General features: G+C 37.3%; 19 protein-coding genes. 3 read left to right on the forward strand and 16 right to left on the reverse strand.

What is annotated here, in order from left to right:
• Window positions 1-183 precede the first annotated feature (183 nt).
• The 9 genes from JFU24_RS10455 to JFU24_RS10490 form a co-directional block, all read right to left on the reverse strand.
• Window positions 184-1,149, reverse strand: coding sequence for an alpha/beta hydrolase (locus tag JFU24_RS10455; RefSeq protein WP_201221799.1), 966 nt, complete (start codon window positions 1,147-1,149; stop codon window positions 184-186).
• 619 nt (window positions 1,150-1,768) lie between these two features.
• Entirely contained in the window at window positions 1,769-2,527 is a 759-nt protein-coding gene (locus JFU24_RS10460; RefSeq protein WP_201221801.1) for a class I SAM-dependent methyltransferase, read from the reverse strand.
• Window positions 2,528-2,800: 273 nt separating this feature from the next.
• Window positions 2,801-3,277: a GNAT family N-acetyltransferase gene (locus tag JFU24_RS10465; protein WP_201182103.1), complete on the reverse strand. Its 477-nt coding sequence runs from the start codon at window positions 3,275-3,277 to the stop codon at window positions 2,801-2,803.
• Between the two features lie 212 nt (window positions 3,278-3,489).
• The gene (locus tag JFU24_RS10470; RefSeq protein WP_342214742.1) at window positions 3,490-4,014 is read right to left on the reverse strand and encodes a leucine-rich repeat domain-containing protein; all 525 of its coding nucleotides are present in this window, start codon (window positions 4,012-4,014) and stop codon (window positions 3,490-3,492) included.
• Window positions 3,993-4,340, reverse strand: coding sequence for a hypothetical protein (locus tag JFU24_RS30220; RefSeq protein WP_242485318.1), 348 nt, complete (start codon window positions 4,338-4,340; stop codon window positions 3,993-3,995). Before JFU24_RS30220 ends, JFU24_RS10470 begins: the two co-directional genes overlap by 22 nt.
• Before the next feature lie 742 nt (window positions 4,341-5,082).
• Window positions 5,083-5,550 (reverse strand): GNAT family N-acetyltransferase, encoded by a 468-nt coding sequence (locus JFU24_RS10475; protein WP_201182107.1) that lies wholly within the window; start codon window positions 5,548-5,550, stop codon window positions 5,083-5,085.
• Window positions 5,551-6,025: 475 nt separating this feature from the next.
• Entirely contained in the window at window positions 6,026-6,517 is a 492-nt protein-coding gene (locus JFU24_RS10480; RefSeq protein WP_098372726.1) for a DinB family protein, read from the reverse strand.
• Window positions 6,518-6,752: 235 nt separating this feature from the next.
• Window positions 6,753-7,091 carry a hypothetical protein gene (locus JFU24_RS29790; protein WP_207196277.1) on the reverse strand — a complete coding sequence of 113 codons (339 nt, stop codon included), beginning with the start codon at window positions 7,089-7,091 and terminating at the stop codon, window positions 6,753-6,755.
• A gap of 251 nt (window positions 7,092-7,342) precedes the next feature.
• Window positions 7,343-7,768 carry an Lrp/AsnC family transcriptional regulator gene (locus tag JFU24_RS10490; RefSeq protein ID WP_201249925.1) on the reverse strand — a complete coding sequence of 142 codons (426 nt, stop codon included), beginning with the start codon at window positions 7,766-7,768 and terminating at the stop codon, window positions 7,343-7,345.
• A 118-nt stretch (window positions 7,769-7,886) separates the two neighbouring features.
• Here JFU24_RS10490 and JFU24_RS10495 point away from each other — a divergent pair, with 118 nt between their 5' ends.
• Window positions 7,887-8,285 (forward strand): carboxymuconolactone decarboxylase family protein, encoded by a 399-nt coding sequence (locus JFU24_RS10495; RefSeq protein ID WP_201249926.1) that lies wholly within the window; start codon window positions 7,887-7,889, stop codon window positions 8,283-8,285.
• Between the two features lie 186 nt (window positions 8,286-8,471).
• On the opposite strand, the gene JFU24_RS10500 is transcribed toward JFU24_RS10495, so the two are convergent.
• On the reverse strand, window positions 8,472-8,939 hold the full coding sequence (locus JFU24_RS10500) for an Lrp/AsnC family transcriptional regulator (protein ID WP_053344840.1): 468 nt from the start codon (window positions 8,937-8,939) through the stop codon (window positions 8,472-8,474).
• A gap of 172 nt (window positions 8,940-9,111) precedes the next feature.
• On the opposite strand from JFU24_RS10500, the gene hisC reads away from it, so the two are divergent.
• Complete coding sequence (gene hisC / locus JFU24_RS10505; protein ID WP_201249927.1) at window positions 9,112-10,224, forward strand: histidinol-phosphate transaminase; 1,113 nt, start codon at window positions 9,112-9,114, stop codon at window positions 10,222-10,224.
• Window positions 10,225-10,319: 95 nt separating this feature from the next.
• Here hisC and JFU24_RS10510 read toward each other — a convergent pair whose 3' ends face one another.
• The 6 genes from JFU24_RS10510 to iadA form a co-directional block, all read right to left on the reverse strand.
• Complete coding sequence (locus JFU24_RS10510) at window positions 10,320-11,699, reverse strand: amino acid permease (RefSeq protein WP_201249928.1); 1,380 nt, start codon at window positions 11,697-11,699, stop codon at window positions 10,320-10,322.
• Between the two features lie 410 nt (window positions 11,700-12,109).
• A complete protein-coding gene (lpdA, locus tag JFU24_RS10515; protein ID WP_201249929.1) occupies window positions 12,110-13,534 on the reverse strand; it encodes a dihydrolipoyl dehydrogenase in 1,425 nt (474 codons plus the stop codon).
• A complete protein-coding gene (locus JFU24_RS10520; protein ID WP_201221814.1) occupies window positions 13,535-14,815 on the reverse strand; it encodes a dihydrolipoamide acetyltransferase family protein in 1,281 nt (426 codons plus the stop codon).
• A 30-nt stretch (window positions 14,816-14,845) separates the two neighbouring features.
• Window positions 14,846-15,829, reverse strand: coding sequence for an alpha-ketoacid dehydrogenase subunit beta (locus tag JFU24_RS10525; protein WP_201249930.1), 984 nt, complete (start codon window positions 15,827-15,829; stop codon window positions 14,846-14,848).
• Window positions 15,829-16,941: a pyruvate dehydrogenase (acetyl-transferring) E1 component subunit alpha gene (gene pdhA, locus JFU24_RS10530; RefSeq protein WP_201221816.1), complete on the reverse strand. Its 1,113-nt coding sequence runs from the start codon at window positions 16,939-16,941 to the stop codon at window positions 15,829-15,831. Before pdhA ends, JFU24_RS10525 begins: the two co-directional genes overlap by 1 nt.
• Before the next feature lie 853 nt (window positions 16,942-17,794).
• On the reverse strand, window positions 17,795-18,970 hold the full coding sequence (iadA, locus tag JFU24_RS10535; RefSeq protein ID WP_201249931.1) for a beta-aspartyl-peptidase: 1,176 nt from the start codon (window positions 18,968-18,970) through the stop codon (window positions 17,795-17,797).
• Between the two features lie 195 nt (window positions 18,971-19,165).
• Between iadA and JFU24_RS10540 the strand changes: the two genes are divergently transcribed.
• Window positions 19,166-19,474: a hypothetical protein gene (locus JFU24_RS10540; RefSeq protein ID WP_056520436.1), complete on the forward strand. Its 309-nt coding sequence runs from the start codon at window positions 19,166-19,168 to the stop codon at window positions 19,472-19,474.
• The last annotated feature ends 89 nt before the right edge of the window (window positions 19,475-19,563 follow it).

A 19,563-nucleotide genomic window follows, 5' to 3' on the forward strand; every position in this document is an offset into this window, starting at 1 on the left:
ACTACGACATAAAAGGGAAAATATCAAAAAACTGTCTGATAATAACAGATAATTCATGGCCTCTGAAGATTAGTATTCAGCTCTAATTTTACAATTCTCCTAAGTTGTGAAAACAAAACACTTAGGCGTTCCCTGCAACAACCACTATTAGTCTGGTCTTGTCTCTAATAGGTGATCAGACTCCTAAAAGATTTTATTTGAATTATGTTTGTTATCGGCCCGAACCCAAGCGGTAAAGGCTTCAATGCCATGCACGACTGCTTCGGTACGTATGGAGTGATACAAATCAAAATTGTGCTCAGCACCAGGAAGTTCGACATAAACAACCGGATTAGATGAGGAATCACGCAGGTGCTCCGCGAAGCGTCGGGCATTTTCCACGGGCACTAACCTGTCCTGATCACCATGCGCCACGAAGAATGGCGGTGCTTCTTTTCCACTGTAAGCCATAGGAGATGAGAATAATCCAGGTTTTGTATCGATATAACCGTAATAGCCGTATAGACAAATGGCGGCAATTACCGACGTGTCCACACACTCAAAACCCGGCTGGAATGTAGGGGAATTTGGAGTTAGTGCAGCCATAGCAGTCAAATGAGCCCCAGCCGAATTACCAGCTAAAAATATCGTCGTAGGGTCAGCTCCGTACTCGGACCCGTGCTCGCGTACCCAAGCAATCACTTTCTTAATGTCAATCAAGTGGTCGGGAAATTTTACGTCAGGACTTAAGCGGTAGTTCGCACTGATGCACACCCACCCCTTGCTCGCGAGCTGGTAAATAAGAGGGAGAGATTGGCTGTTCTTTTTACCGCCTACAAATCCTCCACCGTGCAAATGCACCAACGTGGGGCAGTCCGTCGGATGAGAACGATGGCGATAAACATCTAGTTTATTTCTCATACCTGCATTACCGTAGTTGATGTTTGCAATCCTCTCTATATCGTATCGTCTTTTAAAGAATGGACCGAGTAAAGCTGTGGAACTAAATTTCTTGTGTAATCGGCGCTCAATCTTAGGATTAATAGTAGTACGCCACTTTTTCTCCAGACTATCATCCATGGCTTGACTGACTACAGGAGAAGTTTGTAATCCCCGATGGATAATCACTAAGAGTGCTCCCACTGCCAAAATTGTTATTCCAAAAGCCATCCACCCAACCGGAGAATGAACGTCGCCTTCAATAAAGGCTAACGAAGTTGAACCAGTCAACCAGAAAAGTGCAAAGAATGGTAGCTCATTTATTACGCCACAGTAAGAACCTAAAGAATTAAAAATTCGAGAAAAGTTGGGCGGTGCCACTACGAAATACGTGCACCAAGCGACAAAAAGCAGATATACAATAGCATTAATTTGTTTTCTCTAGGAATTTGATGTTAACTTTTAATGTCCTCTAAAATTCCAGTATCACCTGATGGTTCAATTCAACATCATAAATATTTTCTTAGGGATATCTTATAAACGTTGCACTTTATGCAATGCCACATTTTACTATATGTAAGATCCTTATATTAATTCTTCAGTATCACCTTTAAATGCTTTTTCTAATATTTGTTCGTGAGCAAGTGGAAATCCTTCTTCGAATAAAGAAAAAGTCAGCCTTAAAGACAGCTCCGATCTTCAGCTAACGCACCCGTTAGTTTAAGTGTAATTATTCACAAACTATTAGCAGGTTTAGTTAAAAATGTTTTTTATATAAAATAAAAGAACTGAGCGAAAAATAACGCTCAGTTATTTTGCAAACATCCAGTTTCATAAATGTGCGATTATATTATTTTCGTACAGCTTCAAATGTAATGAGTTGGCTATCTTTTGATGGTTGCTTTTTGTAAGTATAATCAGCAGAACAAGTAATATCAGAAAAACCAACGCTTTCTAATATAAGTTTGAATTCTTCGATTCCGTACCATCTCATTGCAAACTTCTGTAATTCTGTGTCTACCAGCTTACCTTTTCTCCATTTCTCGTATTTTAAATAAGATAAAGTATATTGGTCAACCCAGTTGATTTCAATTGACTTGCTTTCTAATGAAATGCCTTCTTCGTTAGAAAGAGGAAAGGTTGCAGTAGTAATTTCTCCTGTACGCCAATTGCTTGGTAATTCCAAATCAACTATTACACGTCCTCCTGGCATTAGATGATTATAAAAGCATTTCAGAGCATCTTTTGCATCCATTAAATTTTCAATCAAGCAAAAGGAGCCTGTAGGTATAACGACAGCTTCATATTTTGATTCCAAAGAAAAACTACATAAGTTACCTTCATATAGCTTCGGATTTAAGTCTCTTTCTCTGCATCGTTTTCGACAAGAATCTAACATTTCAGTTGAATAGTCAATGCCATCAACAATAAATCCATTTTCAAGTAAGGGAATTAAGAATCGGCCTGATCCGACAGCAGCTTCAAGTATCTTCCCTTTAGTCCCTTTTAATCTTTCAAGATAATATTCAATATCACCGTCGATTGAATACCCCACTGGTTTGGTAAAATCATACACTTCCGTACTTAATGCACCATAATAACTAAACATTTCATTTCCTCCGATATTATATGCGGAAGAATTTTAATTGAAGTATTAAAACTTCCGCACCTCAAGTTTATTAGATGTAGGTAAAGAGCTGACTATCATATTAAATCACTCACTTTCTATACAATATTGTTACATTATATACTTTCTTTAAACTTAATACAGTTATTTCAATTTGTTTTAAGTCCATAAATATCTTATTCAACTAACCTGCCCCGATAGTTCAATAATAAGAAAAGGAGCTGTTCATCAGCTCTTGGGTTAAGTAAAAACACGTTAACTTAATAATGCTACTATCCCTTTCATTCTAACTACTTTTCCATCTAATTCGGATTTCAGCACATTTAATCCATTTTTATGATAAAACGATACTGCTTGAAGATTATTTGGTGAAACACGAAGATGATACTCAGTTACTCCCTTGTTTTGAAAAAACTTTAAAGCATACTCATGTAAATTCCTACCTAAACTAGCCCCACGTTTTTCAGGAATTAGGTAATATAGATTTACATAACCAATCTCCTTCCCTTCGTACTGCCGTATTGTAAGCTCCAGTTGACCAATTGGTATGCCGTTTTCTACTACTATTACAAAACCTTCTGAATATTTTGCAATTTGATTTTCGAGCCAGGTAAGGTAATCCTCCTCGGTTCCGAAGTCTTTATCTGTTCCAAAACTAACAATAAAGGAATCTCTGCGAAAAGGAATGACATATTTACGATGCTTTTCTACTTCAATCGGTAAAAATTCCATGTAAAACTCTCCTTATCATTTAGATACTTAAATACATTATTATATATCGAAACAGTTAATACCTTCTTCAGCTAACCTGCCCTTTTAGCCCCATAAGAAAAAGAGCTGCCAAAGCAACTCCCTTATTGAAGTAAAGCACCCGTTAGTAACAACCACAATCCGACTCCTCATAATTTATTATCAATGAGTTGAATATGTTATTGAAAGCTAGCTTATAAATAAACTATACAACCTTTTTCTTCTACTTTTTCTAACCATTTCGGTATTTTCAAGTTAGGATTCCATCTTAAATCTAAACGTTCTAATCCCTCAATTTCCATTAAAGAATCCGGCAATTCAATCAATTGATTACCCCTTAAATCTAATTCTAATAAATTTACTAGCTTTCCGATTCCATAGGGTAACGTTGTCAATTGATTATTTCTCAAATTCAATCGTCTTAACTTTTCACATTGATTGAGTGAATTCGGGACTTGTTTTAATTGATTTTCTTCCAAATCCAAAACCCGTAATAACGTCAAATTTTCAAATATTTCTGGGAGAGTAGTGAGTTGATTATTTTTAAAATGCAGCTCTCTAATATTGTTTAACATGCTAAAGCTCTTAGGTATCTTATTAAGTTTGTTATTCATTAAGCGTAACTCTATCAGGTTGGTTAATTCACCAATTTCTCTTGGTAATTCACTCAATTTATTATCGCTTAGATTTAAATATTTTAATTTTTTAAGGCTTTTAATTTCGGGGGGACTGTTTGGAGTTTATTATTGTGAAGATATAAATAATCCTCCAAATTCACAAGGTATTCTATATCTGATGGAATTATTTCAATCTGATTATGTCCTAAGTCCATCATTCTAAGTTCATTCAAATTTTTTATATTAGCAGAGATTTTTTCAAGCTCATTAGCAGAGATATTTAACACTTTTAAATTGTTCATTATATATATTTCTTCTGGAATCCCTCTAAAATTATTATCGAAAAGGTTGATTTCCGTAATTTCATTCAGAGATAAGTTTATATTCGGCAAAGAATTTAATTTAGCATGGGGAAAGCTAATTTCCAATTAATCTCCTCCTATTAATTATTCATCAAGAAATTTACCATACGAATAAATGTATTCTATTTTTCATTTTCTGTATAGCAAAAGTTATTCTTCTTTATCTTGTCCTTCTTGAGCTAACCTGCCCCGATAGTTCAATAAGAAAAAGTTGCCTTAAACCTACAAAATAGAGTTCATAATGTCCATATGACTTGTATCAGAATGCTTATCGTTGTAAATACGCATTTTCCTGATGCTACCCCCTATTAGGGGTACCGCCAACATTTTGGAAATTTTGTACGCTAAGAAATTTTCAAAGTGGAAAATAGGTGATTTACGTACGTTAAGATAGTTTCATAAAGGGTGTAACTGATACTTTGATTTTGGAACACCTTTTGGTACTAATATTTAGCCTGGATTGAGTTTAAATGCATCAGTACCATAAACGAACGTTAATGGAACACCCCTTTTATATCAACATTTATATCCTTAAAGTACAATTTTGCCAAAATGCTGTCTGGACCCCTATTATTGCTATCACTAGCCCTAAGTCAATCTTTTTCCAGTTCGGGTGGCGGTAGAATAAAAAATCCCCCTACGAAAGTGGGAGGATTACAATTTTGGTGGTGCAGGGAAATCCTTGCCCCACCTGCCTCGGCGAATGCCGAGAGGCTATTCTACTAAAGAGCGACCCTATTGGTGGTTTTCTACTTATACTGTCATTGGTGAGTGCAATTCTCGTTGCACCGTCGGCCCGGCACCGGATTCAGACCAGTTCCATCTTGACGATTTCCAACGAAACCGCCGCTCCGCCTTGCGAGAAAGTGCCTGTTCCCGTCTCAACAAAGCCCAATTTGCGATAGAAATCCCGTGCCGTGGTTGTGGCTTCTAAGTAGATCCGTGTCTTCCCATTCTTTCGAATGTGCCCGATGACCTTCACCATCAAGGCTTTACCGACTCCTGAACCCGCTGCCGCTCCGGAGACAAAGAGTTTGGTTACCTCGTTACCCTCCACTTCGACGAAACCAAGGATTGTCCTGTCCGACACTGCGACCCAAAGCTCCCCGCGTTCTATCGCAGGGAGGTACATGTCCGGGTCCCTCCCATCCAGCCACATGTTGATCTGCTCTTCCGTGTATTGCTCTGAGCAGAGGTTGCGGACTGAATGACGGTGAACGTTGAAAATCTCTTTGCGGTTCTCGGGGGTGGCAAGGCGTATAGCGAAATCCGTCATGAAATCTCCTCCAACTTACGACTGTAATTTTTGAAAATAAACTTATATTCTTATTCCTAATTATAGGATTAAACCATTTATAAATAAAATGAAAGTTTCTTAAATTTAATTAAAAATAATTCATATGTAAGATGATATTACAGAAAGGATAGCGTTTTTTTCTCTTTTGGGGTAATGATTTGCCCTTAGCTTGATGGGCATGTGGCAGACCCCTTAGAGTAATAAAAAACGCCAAGCCGGTAATCGTTGGAGGCTTAGCGTATATTTTCGTTAAAATGTTGGCGGGACCCCTTATAGAACTAACGCACCTGTTAGTTTAAGTGAAAATCTTCACAAACTTTTTTTATCTTAGGCTTTGTTAAATAGTATTGTTGTTTTTCAGGTATAAAATATGGGAACGTCCGATTTGGACGTTCCCGTTCTTATTCCATTAAAGCCCCCATAATGGAATAACTGTAAAGCTAATGAGGCTTTTTTAAAAGCTGCGTTTCGCTGCCCAAGCACCTTGCATTTTACTAAGGAATACAATTTGCCCAATATGATATGCGTCGTGCATTGCTAAACTCTTCAGTTCAAGCACTAATGAATTATCTCCTGGAATCTGTCTATACAAATCTTCATGTTCTGATTTTGCTAGTATTTTTCCAAGTTCACGATGAACATAAAAGTATTCTTGTTTTGTTTCCTTCCAATTTTCTAACGTCTCAGTTGGTAATCGAAATGTAGAGTCATTATTTTCTGCCTGTGGTTCATTCGCTGTTTCACCAAGAAATCGCATCAGATATCTCTTTTCAAAGAAAAGTAAATGACAAACTAATTCCCAAATGGAATTCATTGCCCCATCAGCTGGTTTCCAAATTGCCTGTTCAAAAGTGATGTCCTCTAGCACTTTTTCAAGTGGTGGAAACCAGTCTTCTTCATCTAAGCAGCTTGCCCATTGTTGTAACAAAAGTGTCTTTACATCCATTTTCTATTCCCTCCAATTTAATCCTAGATTGAATTTATTATTGCTTACCTTACAATAGATTCGCATCAGTTAAAGAGTATTCCTCTAGACAGAATTTCTTTTATATTAATTATTGTTCAACTATTCTGCCCCTTTAGTTCAATAAGAAAAAGGCTGCCGAAGCAACCTTCCTTATTGAAGTAAAGCACCCGTTACTTTAAGTACAACTCTTCACAAACTTCCAATTAAAAATCTGTTAAGATAATTCCCCTAACCACCTCTCAAACCATTCGATGGGAAGTTTTACTTTAGAAAAATCCATATGTTGTAGTTCTTTTAGTGAGTAAGTGTTTGTTAAATATAAATCCCACTGTGCAGAAATATCCTCTAATACGTCGTATAACTTTTCGTCATCTAGTTCAGTCTCATCTGTATAATGTTTATCACACCAATTACAAATTTGTTGATGAGTAAATTGACCTGTTCGATTTACGACACTCTTTAACAGTTTAACTAAGTTTTCCTTACTTAACATCCAATCAATTTCAATAAAATTTGATTCTATCCAACTGCCTTCATATTTGTTCCTGCCCACCAGTTACACCTCGGTATGTTAATATGATTGGTATTTAATTCAACGAAACTTAATTGGATTCCTTCTTAAACTATCCTGCCCCTATAGTTGCATAAGAAAAACCGTATAATGCTTCAAATTAATTGGCTTGATTATTGTTATGTGTCTCTCACTTAAACTGTGGTACGGACTCACTCCACTCTCTTAGCCATAACATTTATACTTATATGTCGTTTAAGTGAATGAATTCGTTAACGATAAAAATATTCTTATTACTGAGTCCGCTCTACCTCGGAAAGAATCACATGTGTCACTGTTGTAGCATAAGGGATTATCTGATTGATGAACTCTTCCACTTTTGGGAGACTTTCACTATGTATTTTCAACATATAACAAGCCTGTCCGGCAATTCGAAAACAAAAATCAACATTCGGAAGTTTGGCAATATAGCTCTTGAATCGGTCATACTCCCCATTTTTCACTGTAGCTTCTACGATACATTCAATCGGAAAACCAATCTTTTTATGTTCAATCTCGGCAACATACCCTTTTATAATTCCGTAAGACTCCATCTGCCGAACCCGTTCTGTAACAGTAGGGGCAGATAAATTCACTTTCTTTGCCAGTTCCCTCATAGAAACCCGACTATTTATCGTTAATTCATCAAGAATGCTACGGTCTTTTTTATCAATTTTCATATAATTAGTATTCCCTTTCTTTTTCTTTCATCTATATATTATTACTCTTAAATACTTTACAAATGCAATTAATTTACCTGGATTTTTATTATAAGATTATCTCAAAGGGGAGATGTTCATGACAAGAATTAAACATTCAGCTATTGGGTCCAGTCCGTTTCAACGACTATTTCATTCGGAGGATATTTTACTTAAATGGTCGGACCTTTCAGAGTGTATATCTACAGACGGGAAACTTTCAAAGGAATTAAAGGAAAATGTCAGAAGGGTTCTTGCATATGGTAACGGATGTGCATACTGTCAAGCAAAAGGTCGTCCATTGAAACCAGACGATATTAAAGAAAGCTATGCAGTAGCTTTTGCAGAGGTATTTCTCCTAAAACGCGAGAAAACGGAGCAAACATTCATTGATGTGTTAAAGGAAACATTAAGCGATGAAGAGATATCGGAACTATTAGCTTTCATTTGTTTTACAACTGCACAGCAATATTTCGGGGCTTTGATGGATTTAAAATAATGTTAAAAAGGAACAGGCATTTGCCTTGTTCCTTTCTGTAAAAGATTCATACTAAACAGTTGAATTCCAAAACGTTATTGTTCTCAACCATCAGTATGTTCAACTGTTCAACTGGACCATTTAATATAAGTACTGTTTGACCTGAAATAGTTTTAGTATCTAATAGCTTTGAAGATTATATTCAATCTAGAATTTTGCACCTTGATCTTCTAACTGATTAATCTTTGGAAGAATGGAGCGAGAAGGTACTGGGGATGTTAAAACTATAGAAGTATTTAAATGTCCATAGGGTATTAATCGATCTATAAGAATTCTCATGCTGTCCATATCAGCTAAAGCGGCTTTTAAAAAATATCCTACTGTTCCTGTTACGCGATGACACTCAATAATGTCTAAATCATCTTTGACTAATTGCTCAAAATCAGGAACAGAAACTTTAAGTTCACTTACTTGAATAAACACAAGTACTCCTCTTCCTATTGCCGGTGGTGAAACTCTGGCACTAAACCCTTCTATAATCCCCTTTTCTTGTAAGCGATACATACGTTCAGAAATACTAGGTCGACTAAGAGCCAATTTCTTTGATAATTCACTAATCGTGATACGACCATTTAATTGTAAAAGTTCTAGTAAACTGACATCTATTTCATCCATGAAGCAACCGCCTTTCATAATGAAGGAATATAAGCTTATATTTCTTTAAAATGGTGTATGGAAAGCAGAAAATACATTCTTTTTTGTATGTAAATTTAACAGTTATTATTCTATCATTAAAATCATTAATAGAAAAAGAAAATTCAGAATTTATCAAAGGGAGGAACTTGCATTGACTTTCACAAAAATTCCTGTTCGAAAAAACATTGAAAACCTAAGCGCATATGTTTCCGGTAAACCAATTGAAGAAGTACAACGCGAACTAGGACTTGAAAGTATCGTTAAATTGGCATCCAATGAGAATCCATATGGTTGCTCACCTCTAGCAAAAGAGTCCATGCTTATCGAAATGGAGCAAACCTCATTTTATCCTGAAGGAATGGCACCGTCATTAGCTGAAAAGTTAGCAAGGAAATTAAATATCAAACAAGATAATATTATCTTAGGTAATGGATCTGATGAAGTTATACGTTTGTTAACACGAACCTACATTCAACATAATGATGAAGTCATTATGGCTGACGTTACATTTCCACGATATGAAACGAATGTATTGATTGACGGTGGCACACCTGTAAAGATACCTCTTATTAATGGCGTACATGACCTACAGGGTATGTATGAGGCCATTACTGAAAAAACAAGAATGATTTTTGTTTGTAATCCCAATAATCCAACAGGAACGATCGTTCAAAAAGAAAAGTTAAGATCTTTTATCGAGAAGGTGCCGAAACATATTATACTAATCGTTGATGAAGCATACTATGAATATGTTGAGGATGAAGACTTTTTAGAAACCTTGCCACTTCTAAATACCCATTCAAATCTAGTCATTTTACGTACTTTTTCAAAGATATATGGATTGGCTGCATTAAGGATCGGATACGGTTTAATGGACGTTTCCATCGTACAAGAGCTAATTAAAGTGAAAGAACCATTTAATACCAATCGCTTAGCACAGGCAGCAGCCTTCGCTTCTCTGGACGACCCTGCATTTGTAGCACAATGTACTCGTAAGAATGAGGAAGGAAGAAGATATTTAGAAAACGAACTAAGCGAGATGGGTTTAACATTCTTTCCTTCTCATGCCAACTTTATAATGGTCAAACTAAATCATCCTGGCAGGTACGTCTTTGAGGAGCTATTAAAACAAGGGGTCATCATCCGATCTGGTCATTTACTTGGCTATGAAAATACTATCCGCGTGACCATCGGTACTCCACTTGAAAATGAGAGGTTCATAAAATCCTTACAAAATGTAATCAATAAAACGCTTAGTACATGACAGATCGAAATATAGTTGCAAAATAATCAAGGATTGATAAGCATAAAAGATACGACATAGACGCCCTTTGCCCATGTCGTATCTTTTACGTGGATTTATTTAACCATTCTCTTTTCCTTTATAATTGCTTCCTGTTCATCCACACTTTTAAATTTAACGATTGAAATCGCGATTAATCCTACCAATACAATAAGACAAGCAATGATACTGACCCGATTCTGTTCACTAAACACAAACATGACACAAATGATGCTTAATGTAATTACTGTAAACAATGTTACGTACGGGAAGCCCCACAATTTAAAGCTCGGAGCTTTAGGATATGAATTGCGAAGTTTTAGCTGCGCTAAACAAATACTGATCCATACAAGTGATACCACAAAACCCGGAAACGCCATTAATAAGGTAAATGCTTTGTCCTGTGCAACGTAGGTAATCATGGAGCCCGCGATTAAAACAACGGCACTTAGTAGTAAACTATATAATGGAACACCATTTTTCGATACATAAGAGAAAGACTTTGGAGCTTCCCCCTCTGCAGCTAAAGAATGCAACATCCGTGTACAACCATATATTCCAGAGTTAGCTGCAGATAAGACAGCTGTAATTAAAATAAAGTTCATTATGTGGGCAGATCCCTGAAAGCCTGACATTGACAATACCTGTACAAACGGACTTGACTGGTCGCTAATTTCGTTCCAAGGAATTAAACCGCATATTACAAGTATCGGTAAGGTGAAAAATAATATAACTCTCCAAATATAGCTTTTTATAACCTTAGGTAAAATACGTTCTGCATCCTTTGTTTCTGTTACTGTTACTCCTATTAATTCTGAACCGCCGTAAGAAAACATAACAATTAGCAAAGCTGAAAATATTGACATCCAGCCATTAGGAAAAAAACCACCGTGCTCTGTAAAGTTTTGTAGATAATTAGTTCCGCCGCTTGGGATAATTCCAAATAAAATACTAGCTCCTAAGAGAATAAATACTATAATCATTGTAATTTTAATTCCAGCAAACCAAAATTCAAATTCTCCATAATTTTTAACATTCATCATGTTAATTCCAATGATTAGGGCAGCACAGCCTAAACTTAATATCCAAAGTGGAATAGATGGAAGCCAGTATTGCAAGAAACTTCCTGCCACTACTACCTCAATAACACATACGGACAGCCACATGAAACAATACATCCAGCCTATAATGAAGGAACTACGTTTACCAAACGCTTTCTGAACAAAACCCTTCATATTTGTATTTGGATAGACGATTGCCATTTCTGCTATAGCTCCCATGACCACAAGAAGTAATAATCCTGCAAAAATATAAGTAAGGATAACTCCTGGTCCTGCTAACGATATAGTTTCAGAACTTCCTTTAAAAATCCCAGTACCTATTGCTCCTCCCATTGCCATCATGCTAATATGTCGCGGCAACAACTTCTTTTGTAGAGACCCATTATTTGATTCCATTACTTATTCCTCCTTTATTCTGTTAATTTTCTGAATAAAAAATTAATCACTCTGTTTCATCTATTGAAAGGCGACTTGATAAGTTTAATACTTATCAACCGTTATGACAAAGGAGTGGAAACATGAAAAGACGGCAAGCTAAAGTTTACCGTAAATATTACAAGAAGGATAGCTTCAGGCTGATAATTTTCACTTGGATAAATGCTGTATTTCAGTTTGATTATGGAAATAGGGTCATTGAACTAATAACTTAATACGGATCTAGATTTACTTTTAACGTTAAGATGGGCTCATTAAACTCACTCTATCTCTATCTCTATCTCTATCTTTTATCTATTAACTAGAACACTATTAATTAGGGATTACATTGTTATAAGTAACCCCTAATTAATTAATTTCCTCCATTTATCTTACTTATTTACAATGTGGATTGCATGCCCCAAAACTGCTTCCGCCGCTTCCATCCAACCTTCAGTCAAAGTTGGATGTGGATGCATGCTCAGAGCTATATCTTCTACACGAGCTGACAATTCAAGGGCCAGTACTCCTTCACCTATAAGGTTAGATGCATCAGCGCCAACCATATGCATTCCAAGTAAAATGTGGCTTTTAGCATCCACGATCACTTCTGCAAATCCCTCTGTTTCATTCGTTGCAAGCGCCCGTCCGTTGGCACTGAATGGGAATTTTCCAGTTTTAACGCTATATCCCTGTTGTTCCGCTTCTTCACGGCTGAAGCCCACCCCTGCAATTTGTGGATCTGAGAAGATTACATAGGGAACAAAAGTGGAATCAATGGCACTTGGCAAACCTCCTATTACTTCTGCTGCCACTATTCCCTGTTTAGACGCTCGGTGAGCAAGAGCTGGACCAGGTGTGATGTCACCAATAGCAAAGATATGTGGAACATTAGTACGACATTCCGTGTCTACTGCTATATAGTCTTTTTCGTCTACTGCAATGCCAGCCTGATTTAGGCCAATCTCTTGAGTGTTAGGAATCCTGCCAATTGTTACTAGGGTCTTCTCGCTCACAATCACTTCTGTCCCATGCTTTGCCGAAAAAACATGAAGGTGAACTTGTCCATCTTCCACAATGGCTTTTTCTACCCTTGTAGATGTTTTAAGATTTATCCCAAGCTTCTTAGCATTACGGATTACTTCCTTGACCAAGTTGTCAGCAACCTGAGGGAGAATACGATTAGCCATCTCAATAATTGTTACTTGAGTACCTAACTTTGCAAAAGCCATACCCATTTCGATACCGATATAGCCTCCGCCGATAATCGACAAGCTAGGTGGAACTTCTTTTAGCTGTAACGATGTTGTCGAATCCAAAATATATCTTCCATCTACATTAAGGAACGAAGGAATAAACGGTCTAGACCCTGTCGCAATAATTGCATGTTCAAACTTATAGGTTTCAAAATCACCATCGGTTTCTACTCCGATGCGGTCATCAGATAAAAAGGTTGCTCGACCTTTCACCATCGTTACTCCATTTTCTTTACATAAATGGGATATACCTTGGTTCAACTGAGAAATGATGCCCTTTTTCCAATCCTGCCATACATTTAAGTCAACTGCTGTTTTCTCTTGAGGTAGTTGAATTCCCATTTTTTCAAAATCGTTAAGCCTATGAAATTGATCAGCTGTATGTATTAGAGCCTTCGAAGGTATGCATCCCCGATTGAGGCAAACACCACCCAGCTTATCCTTTTCAATTAGAACAACTGATTTCCCTAACTGTCCGAGACGAATAGCTGCAGCATATCCTCCCGGACCTCCTCCTATAATGATAACATCTGTTTCTATAGCAACTTCCCCTACTACCATTTATCTCATCTCCACAACTAAAAGAATTGGGTTTTCCAGTAGTTCCTTAATCCGATTTGTAAAACGTACCGCTGTTACGCCATCAATTAAACGATGATCGAAAGATAACGACATATTCATCATCAAGCGGATAACACCTTCCAAATCGCGAACAACCATGCGAGGTTCCATTTTATGCAACGCTAAAATTGCCGCTTCGGGATAGTTAATGATTGGAGTCGCATGCAACCCACCGATTGGTCCAACATTGCTAATGGTAAATGTACTACCAGTAATCTGCTCTAAGCTCAACTTCCCTTCTCGAGCTTGGATTGCCATTTGTCTAATTTCATCAGCTAGCTGGAAAATTGTTTTCTGATCTGCATTTTTAATAACAGGAACAATGAGACCATCGTTCGTATTCGTGGCAATCCCAATATGATAATAATTTTTCAATACCATTTCATTTGTCTTTTCATCAATTGAAGCATTTAATGTTTTAAACTCCTTTAGTGCGATAACAATAGCCTTAACGAAGAATGGTAAAAAAGTCAATTTAATATCCTTGTTGTCTGAATACGTCTTTAATTGATCTTTTAATTCCTTTATTCTATCCATTTCTAATTCATCTACATGGGTTACATGTGGAATAGTCGAAACTGACTTTACCATATGTTCAGCGATTTTTTTTCGAATACCCTTAAGCAGAATCCGCTCTTCTAACCCTTTTTCCATTACTTTTTCCTGAACAGTTTCAATAGGAGCTGCATCTTGAAGTATATTATTATCGTTGTTATTATTGTCATTGGCCTGTTTAAATTGATTATTTTCTATAAACTGTTGCAAATCACTTTCTATTATTCGTCCAGCAGGCCCAGAACCTTTAACCTGCTGGATATCAACCTTCATTTCCCTAGCCATTTGACGTACATATGGAGTAGCCAACACACGAGCTGCCTCAAGATGTGGTTTACTTGTTATATCCTCTGAATTTACTTTTACATCAGCAGGTTGCATAACCGGGGGCTCTTTTTCAATAACAAATGTTTCCGGAACAGAAATATCGTTCTCTTCTTGAATAGTAAATATAGTGGTTCCTACTTCTACAATATCCCCTTCAGTAAAGAGTATTTTCTTGACCACGCCCGTTGCTGGGGCAGTCAATTCCGCATTGACCTTATCCGTTTGTACTTCTACTATCGGTTGGTCCTGCGTTACTGATTCTCCTTCTTTAATGAGCCACTTGATAATTTCTCCTTCATGCATCCCTTCACCTACATCAGGAAGTTTAAATTCTACCATGCTTGTTCCTCCTTCTCCCTTATTCATTAATTAAAATGAAATCGTTTCCATTATTCCTTGTTTTACACGTTCAACAGTAGGTAGATAATGATCTTCTACTGAAAACTGCGGAACTGGAACATCAAATCCTGTCACACGCTTAATAGGGGCTTTAAGGTAAATAAGGGCTTCATCATTAATAATAGAGATAATCTCCGCACCTAATCCGGATGACTTATGAGCTTCATGAACGACTAATCCGCGACCTGTTTTTTTTATGGATTTTACGATCGTATCCCGATCTAACGGGTATAGTGATCGAAGATCGACTACTTCACACTTCCAACCTTTTTCATTTTCAATCTTTTTAGCGGCATTCAATGCTTCTCTTAACATAGCTCCCCATGCAAAAATGGTTAAGTCGCTTCCCTCCTGAACCACTTTTGCTTGACCAATTGGTATTCGATACATCTCTTTAGGAACTTCTTCCTTAAAAGCTCGATACAATTTAGTCGGCTCCAAAAAGATTACCGGATCAGGATCTTCGATGGCAGAAATGAGTAGTCCTTTTGCGTCATAAGGATTACTAGGTGCAACCACCTTTAAACCCGGAGTGTGGGCAAAGAAGGTTTCGACACTTTCGGAGTGAAGCTCAGGACCTCTGATTCCAGCACCATATGGTGTACGGATAACAAGGGGCACCCCAAATTGTCCCCGAGTACGGTACCTCATACGGGCAGCATGGGAAACAATCTGCTCGAATCCTGGATAAATAAATGCAAGAAATTGAATTTCTACCACGGGAACCATTCCATTAAGAGCTAAACCAATTGCAGAGCCAATGATTCCAGCCTCAGCTAATGGTGTATCTACAACTCGATCCTTTCCGTACTTCTCAAATAGGCCTTCCGTTGAACGGAAAACTCCACCGTTTACTCCAATATCCTGACCTAAGATCATCACGCGATCATCCTGACCAAGCTTTTGGTCCATTGCTTCTGTAATAGCCTGAATCATAGTTAAATGTTGGCTCATTACTTCTTCACATCCCTCTTTAAGACTTGTTTCAATTCTTGCTGCTGTTCATTTATGTGCCATGACTCTTCAGCATAAACATGGTTAAACATATCGAGCGGATCGGCTTTAGGGTACTCTTCTGCTTTTTGGAGGTGAGTGTCAATCTGTTCGCTAATTTGTTTTAACACCATTTCCTCCTGCTCCTCATTCCAGAATCCCTTTTTAATCAGCAACTTTTTAAGACGTGTAATCGGATCGCGATTTTCCCTCCAGAATGTTGAAATATCCTCCTGATTACGATATATGTTTGGATTGTCTGCAGTAGTATGGGCACCATATCGAAAGGTAATAGCTTCAATCAAAGTAGGACCTTCACCTTTAAGCGCTCTTTCGACTGCTTCCTTTACAGTCAGCCAAACTGCAAAGATATCATTTCCATCTACACGAACACCATGGATATCATACGCATCAGCACGCTGAGATATAGTCTTAGAAGCAGATTGCTTTTCAAAAGGCACACTGATAGCGTAGCCATTATTTTGGCAGAAAAAGATTGTTGGGGTTTTATATACACCGGCAAAATTCAGTGCCTCATGAAAATCCCCTTCAGAAGTAGCACCATCACCAAAATAAGCAATGCTTACATTCTCTTCTCCTTTAAGCTTACTTGCCCAAGCCGTACCTACCGCGTGAACCATTTGAGTCGCAATAGGAACACAAGGAGGCATAGTTCGTTTTCCTTCCGGACAGATTGAACCCTCTACGTGCCCCATCCAGTATAGAAAAACACGATACATCTCCTGTCCATGAATAATTGCCGCTGCATGATCACGGTAAGTGGGAAACATCCAATCCCCTGCCGATAATGCTAAAGCGCTGCCAATTTGGGATGCCTCCTGCCCCTCGAAGGGTGCATAAGTCCCCATTCTTCCTTGGCGCTGAAGATTAACTGATTTACGGTCAAACATCCTAAGCAATAGCATACTTTCATACATCTTAAGCATGAGTGATTTATCAATTTTTCCATCAATTGATTCAATTATCTCTCCATTTGGAGCTAATACCTGATACATTTCCGGTAAATTCTCTTTTGAATACGCTTTCAAAATTGGGTTTTCCGTCTTTTCCATTTCATTTCTCCCCTTAAGATAGATTTGATTAGCAAACTTACCAAGGATTTGAACAGTCATGAAATAACAGCCCAAAAATTTTCTTTGGTCTTTTATGTTTTTAAATAAATGCTTCTTCATAAACTATATTTGCTTATATAAAAGGATAATACATCAAGGGTTTTAATAATATGTTAAATAGAATGAATTTTTTGTATATTACCTTTATTTAGAATGTGTTATCGTATACTTCACCTTCATTTTGAAAATTCGTAACATTAATGGAAAAATCCAAATCAAACTACTATAATTTCTTCAACTTGATGGAATTAATTTCGATTGTTTCGGGGGCGCGTACCCTATAAATTGTATCCATACCGGGTGCACAAAAAAAAAGAATGGAACAAGTACAACTTGTTCCATTCTTTACTTAACCGCTTTCCTACCTTTTGCGAGCATCTAATTTGAGAATCCGGCCAATCAATACTGTAAGTTTTAGGGAAGGAGAATCTGAACTCGAAGCAACAAATGATTTCAATAATGAAGAAATTTACCGTGTTAGAATTGCGGGACTTTGGAGGTATTTTTTATATCTTTAGTTGTATAAAACTATTTTCAACTTGATTGATCGAAGAGATTGATAAATCAGTTCAGCCACACCGCCAAAGGCAACTTTAAGATAAGGAGGGATAACAAAGTAAGAACTAACATCATTTAGTGAAGTATCGAGTGGCCCAGTTTGCTAAAGACCGTGGATGAACATATCAACCGTAAATCAAAGTTCATTATGTTAAGGAGCCCTACCTTAACATTTCTAACAGAACAGAAAGAAAGTTTTATTTCCTTTTCCGCTTCGAGGATACGGGAGTGATCCCTATTTTTCAAATGTACCTTTCACGACCGCTATTCCCTCTTTTACCATAATTTGTCCCCTTGCGATTACTGTATCAATTTCAAATGTTTCTTTTTTAACTATAACTAAGTCGGCGTCTCTAGCTACCTCGAGCCGCCCTTTATTACCGAGCTTTAAAATATTTGCCGGATTTTCAGTCACAACACGGATTGCATCGGCTATTGTGACTCCGTCCTCGAGAATCGCATCGACTACTGCATCATATAAGGACATACACGTACCAATGTTCAAACCGCGCAGATTTCCGCTGCTATCAAAGTCAGGCAGGCTCGCTTGTCCATCTGAAGTGAGGGTGATCTGCCGAATATCAACGCCTTCATCGAGTGCTCGTTTTATTGCTGTACTTGCCTTTACTTCTCCTTCTTCTAGGAACTTCTTGATGGTACTTGTCGTAAAATCAATATAGCCGCCTTTTTTTGCAAATTCTATCCCCGCATTGAATAAATGCTGATTGCGGTTAATATGCGTCGGGTAAAACTGTGTGATCGGTATTTCAGTTGTCTCCACGACTTCTTCGATTACCCGTACATGATTCTTGCTGTCACCTACATGAATGTTGACGATACCGCTTTTCCCGGACAAAAGTCCTCCATTACGGGCCTGTGATGCTAGTTTCGCCAATTCCGCTGCAGTCGGCTGCGAGGAACGATGATCGGCAATAGCGATTTCGCCTACCCCGATAATTTTATCCACTAAAATTAAATCATCTTCAATTTTCCCTGTAAGAGTCTTGACTGGTACTTGATACGAACCAGTCTGAACATAACAGCTAATTCCTTCTTCTTCAAGAGCTCTCGCTTTAGCAAGCAACCCTGGCATCGTTCTTGTCGTTCCATCAGTTCCGATGACTCCAATTAATGTCGTTATACCAGCTAATGTTGCATCGGTTAACTGAATTTCAGGAGTCCTTGTTTTAAAGCCACCTTCTCCTCCTCCACCGATGATATGGACATGTGCATCAATAAAACCTGGAACAATAATTTTACCAGCCGCATCAATCACTTCCATTTCAACAAAATCAACAGGTACATCAATCTGATCCTCCATGTAACCAATTTGCTTTCCAACCAATAGGATATCTTTTTGACCCATAAAATCCGGTCCATAAATCTCTCCATTTTTGATAAGTTTAAGCATTGTTCCTTCTCCCTTTCATAAGTTGAAATTTTCTAATAGGTTTTAAATTCATTGACACGGGTAAATATACAGCATAACCCGCTAACAATTACATAAAAGGACAAAGATAGTTGTTCTTTTTTAAAAAAATTGTAGCTAAACTGACATTTTGATTATGCTTGCTAAAAGTATAAAAACACAAAAGGAGTAGACAACATGAATAAAGTAATTTCCTCGGACATTAAAACAAATAAACGATTATCCATGCGTCAAATTATGAACTTATATCAAGTTACAAAAGAATTTAAAGGTAATATCTATTTTATCTGCAACCATAAATTAGTCGAAGCCAAGAAACTCTCTACATTTGTCTCTTTTGTACTCATTCTTCAGGAGTGTGCAACTATGAAAGTCATACTTGAAGGCGAGAATGTACAAGCTATGCTCGAAAAAGTACAGACTATATGCAAAAAGAATGATTCAAATAAACTCGGTTTTCAATCGAACCAAACAGTTAACATTTAATAAATTCTAACTACGTATAGAAGAGGGTGTATATAATGAGAACCATTTTAATGGTAATCGGCGCAATTGTCGTTATAGGCTTTATAGCT

The sequence above is a fragment of the Peribacillus sp. TH27 genome, from assembly GCF_016650915.1.
Classification (GTDB): Bacteria; Bacillota; Bacilli; order Bacillales; family DSM-1321; genus Peribacillus; species Peribacillus butanolivorans.

Coding starts and splice junctions, on each gene's coding strand:
- JFU24_RS10455 (WP_201221799.1), bottom strand. CDS start 1,149: ATGGCTTTTGGAATAACAATTTTGGCAGTGGGAGCACTCTTAGTGATT.
- JFU24_RS10460 (WP_201221801.1), bottom strand. CDS start 2,527: ATGTTTAGTTATTATGGTGCATTAAGTACGGAAGTGTATGATTTTACC.
- JFU24_RS10465 (WP_201182103.1), bottom strand. CDS start 3,277: ATGGAATTTTTACCGATTGAAGTAGAAAAGCATCGTAAATATGTCATT.
- JFU24_RS10475 (WP_201182107.1), bottom strand. CDS start 5,550: ATGACGGATTTCGCTATACGCCTTGCCACCCCCGAGAACCGCAAAGAG.
- JFU24_RS10480 (WP_098372726.1), bottom strand. CDS start 6,517: ATGGATGTAAAGACACTTTTGTTACAACAATGGGCAAGCTGCTTAGAT.
- JFU24_RS10490 (WP_201249925.1), bottom strand. CDS start 7,768: ATGAAAATTGATAAAAAAGACCGTAGCATTCTTGATGAATTAACGATA.
- JFU24_RS10495 (WP_201249926.1), top strand. CDS start 7,887: ATGACAAGAATTAAACATTCAGCTATTGGGTCCAGTCCGTTTCAACGA.
- JFU24_RS10500 (WP_053344840.1), bottom strand. CDS start 8,939: ATGGATGAAATAGATGTCAGTTTACTAGAACTTTTACAATTAAATGGT.
- JFU24_RS10510 (WP_201249928.1), bottom strand. CDS start 11,699: ATGGAATCAAATAATGGGTCTCTACAAAAGAAGTTGTTGCCGCGACAT.
- lpdA (WP_201249929.1), bottom strand. CDS start 13,534: ATGGTAGTAGGGGAAGTTGCTATAGAAACAGATGTTATCATTATAGGA.
- JFU24_RS10520 (WP_201221814.1), bottom strand. CDS start 14,815: ATGGTAGAATTTAAACTTCCTGATGTAGGTGAAGGGATGCATGAAGGA.
- JFU24_RS10525 (WP_201249930.1), bottom strand. CDS start 15,829: ATGAGCCAACATTTAACTATGATTCAGGCTATTACAGAAGCAATGGAC.
- pdhA (WP_201221816.1), bottom strand. CDS start 16,941: ATGGAAAAGACGGAAAACCCAATTTTGAAAGCGTATTCAAAAGAGAAT.
- iadA (WP_201249931.1), bottom strand. CDS start 18,970: ATGCTTAAACTTATCAAAAATGGAGAGATTTATGGACCGGATTTTATG.
- JFU24_RS10540 (WP_056520436.1), top strand. CDS start 19,166: ATGAATAAAGTAATTTCCTCGGACATTAAAACAAATAAACGATTATCC.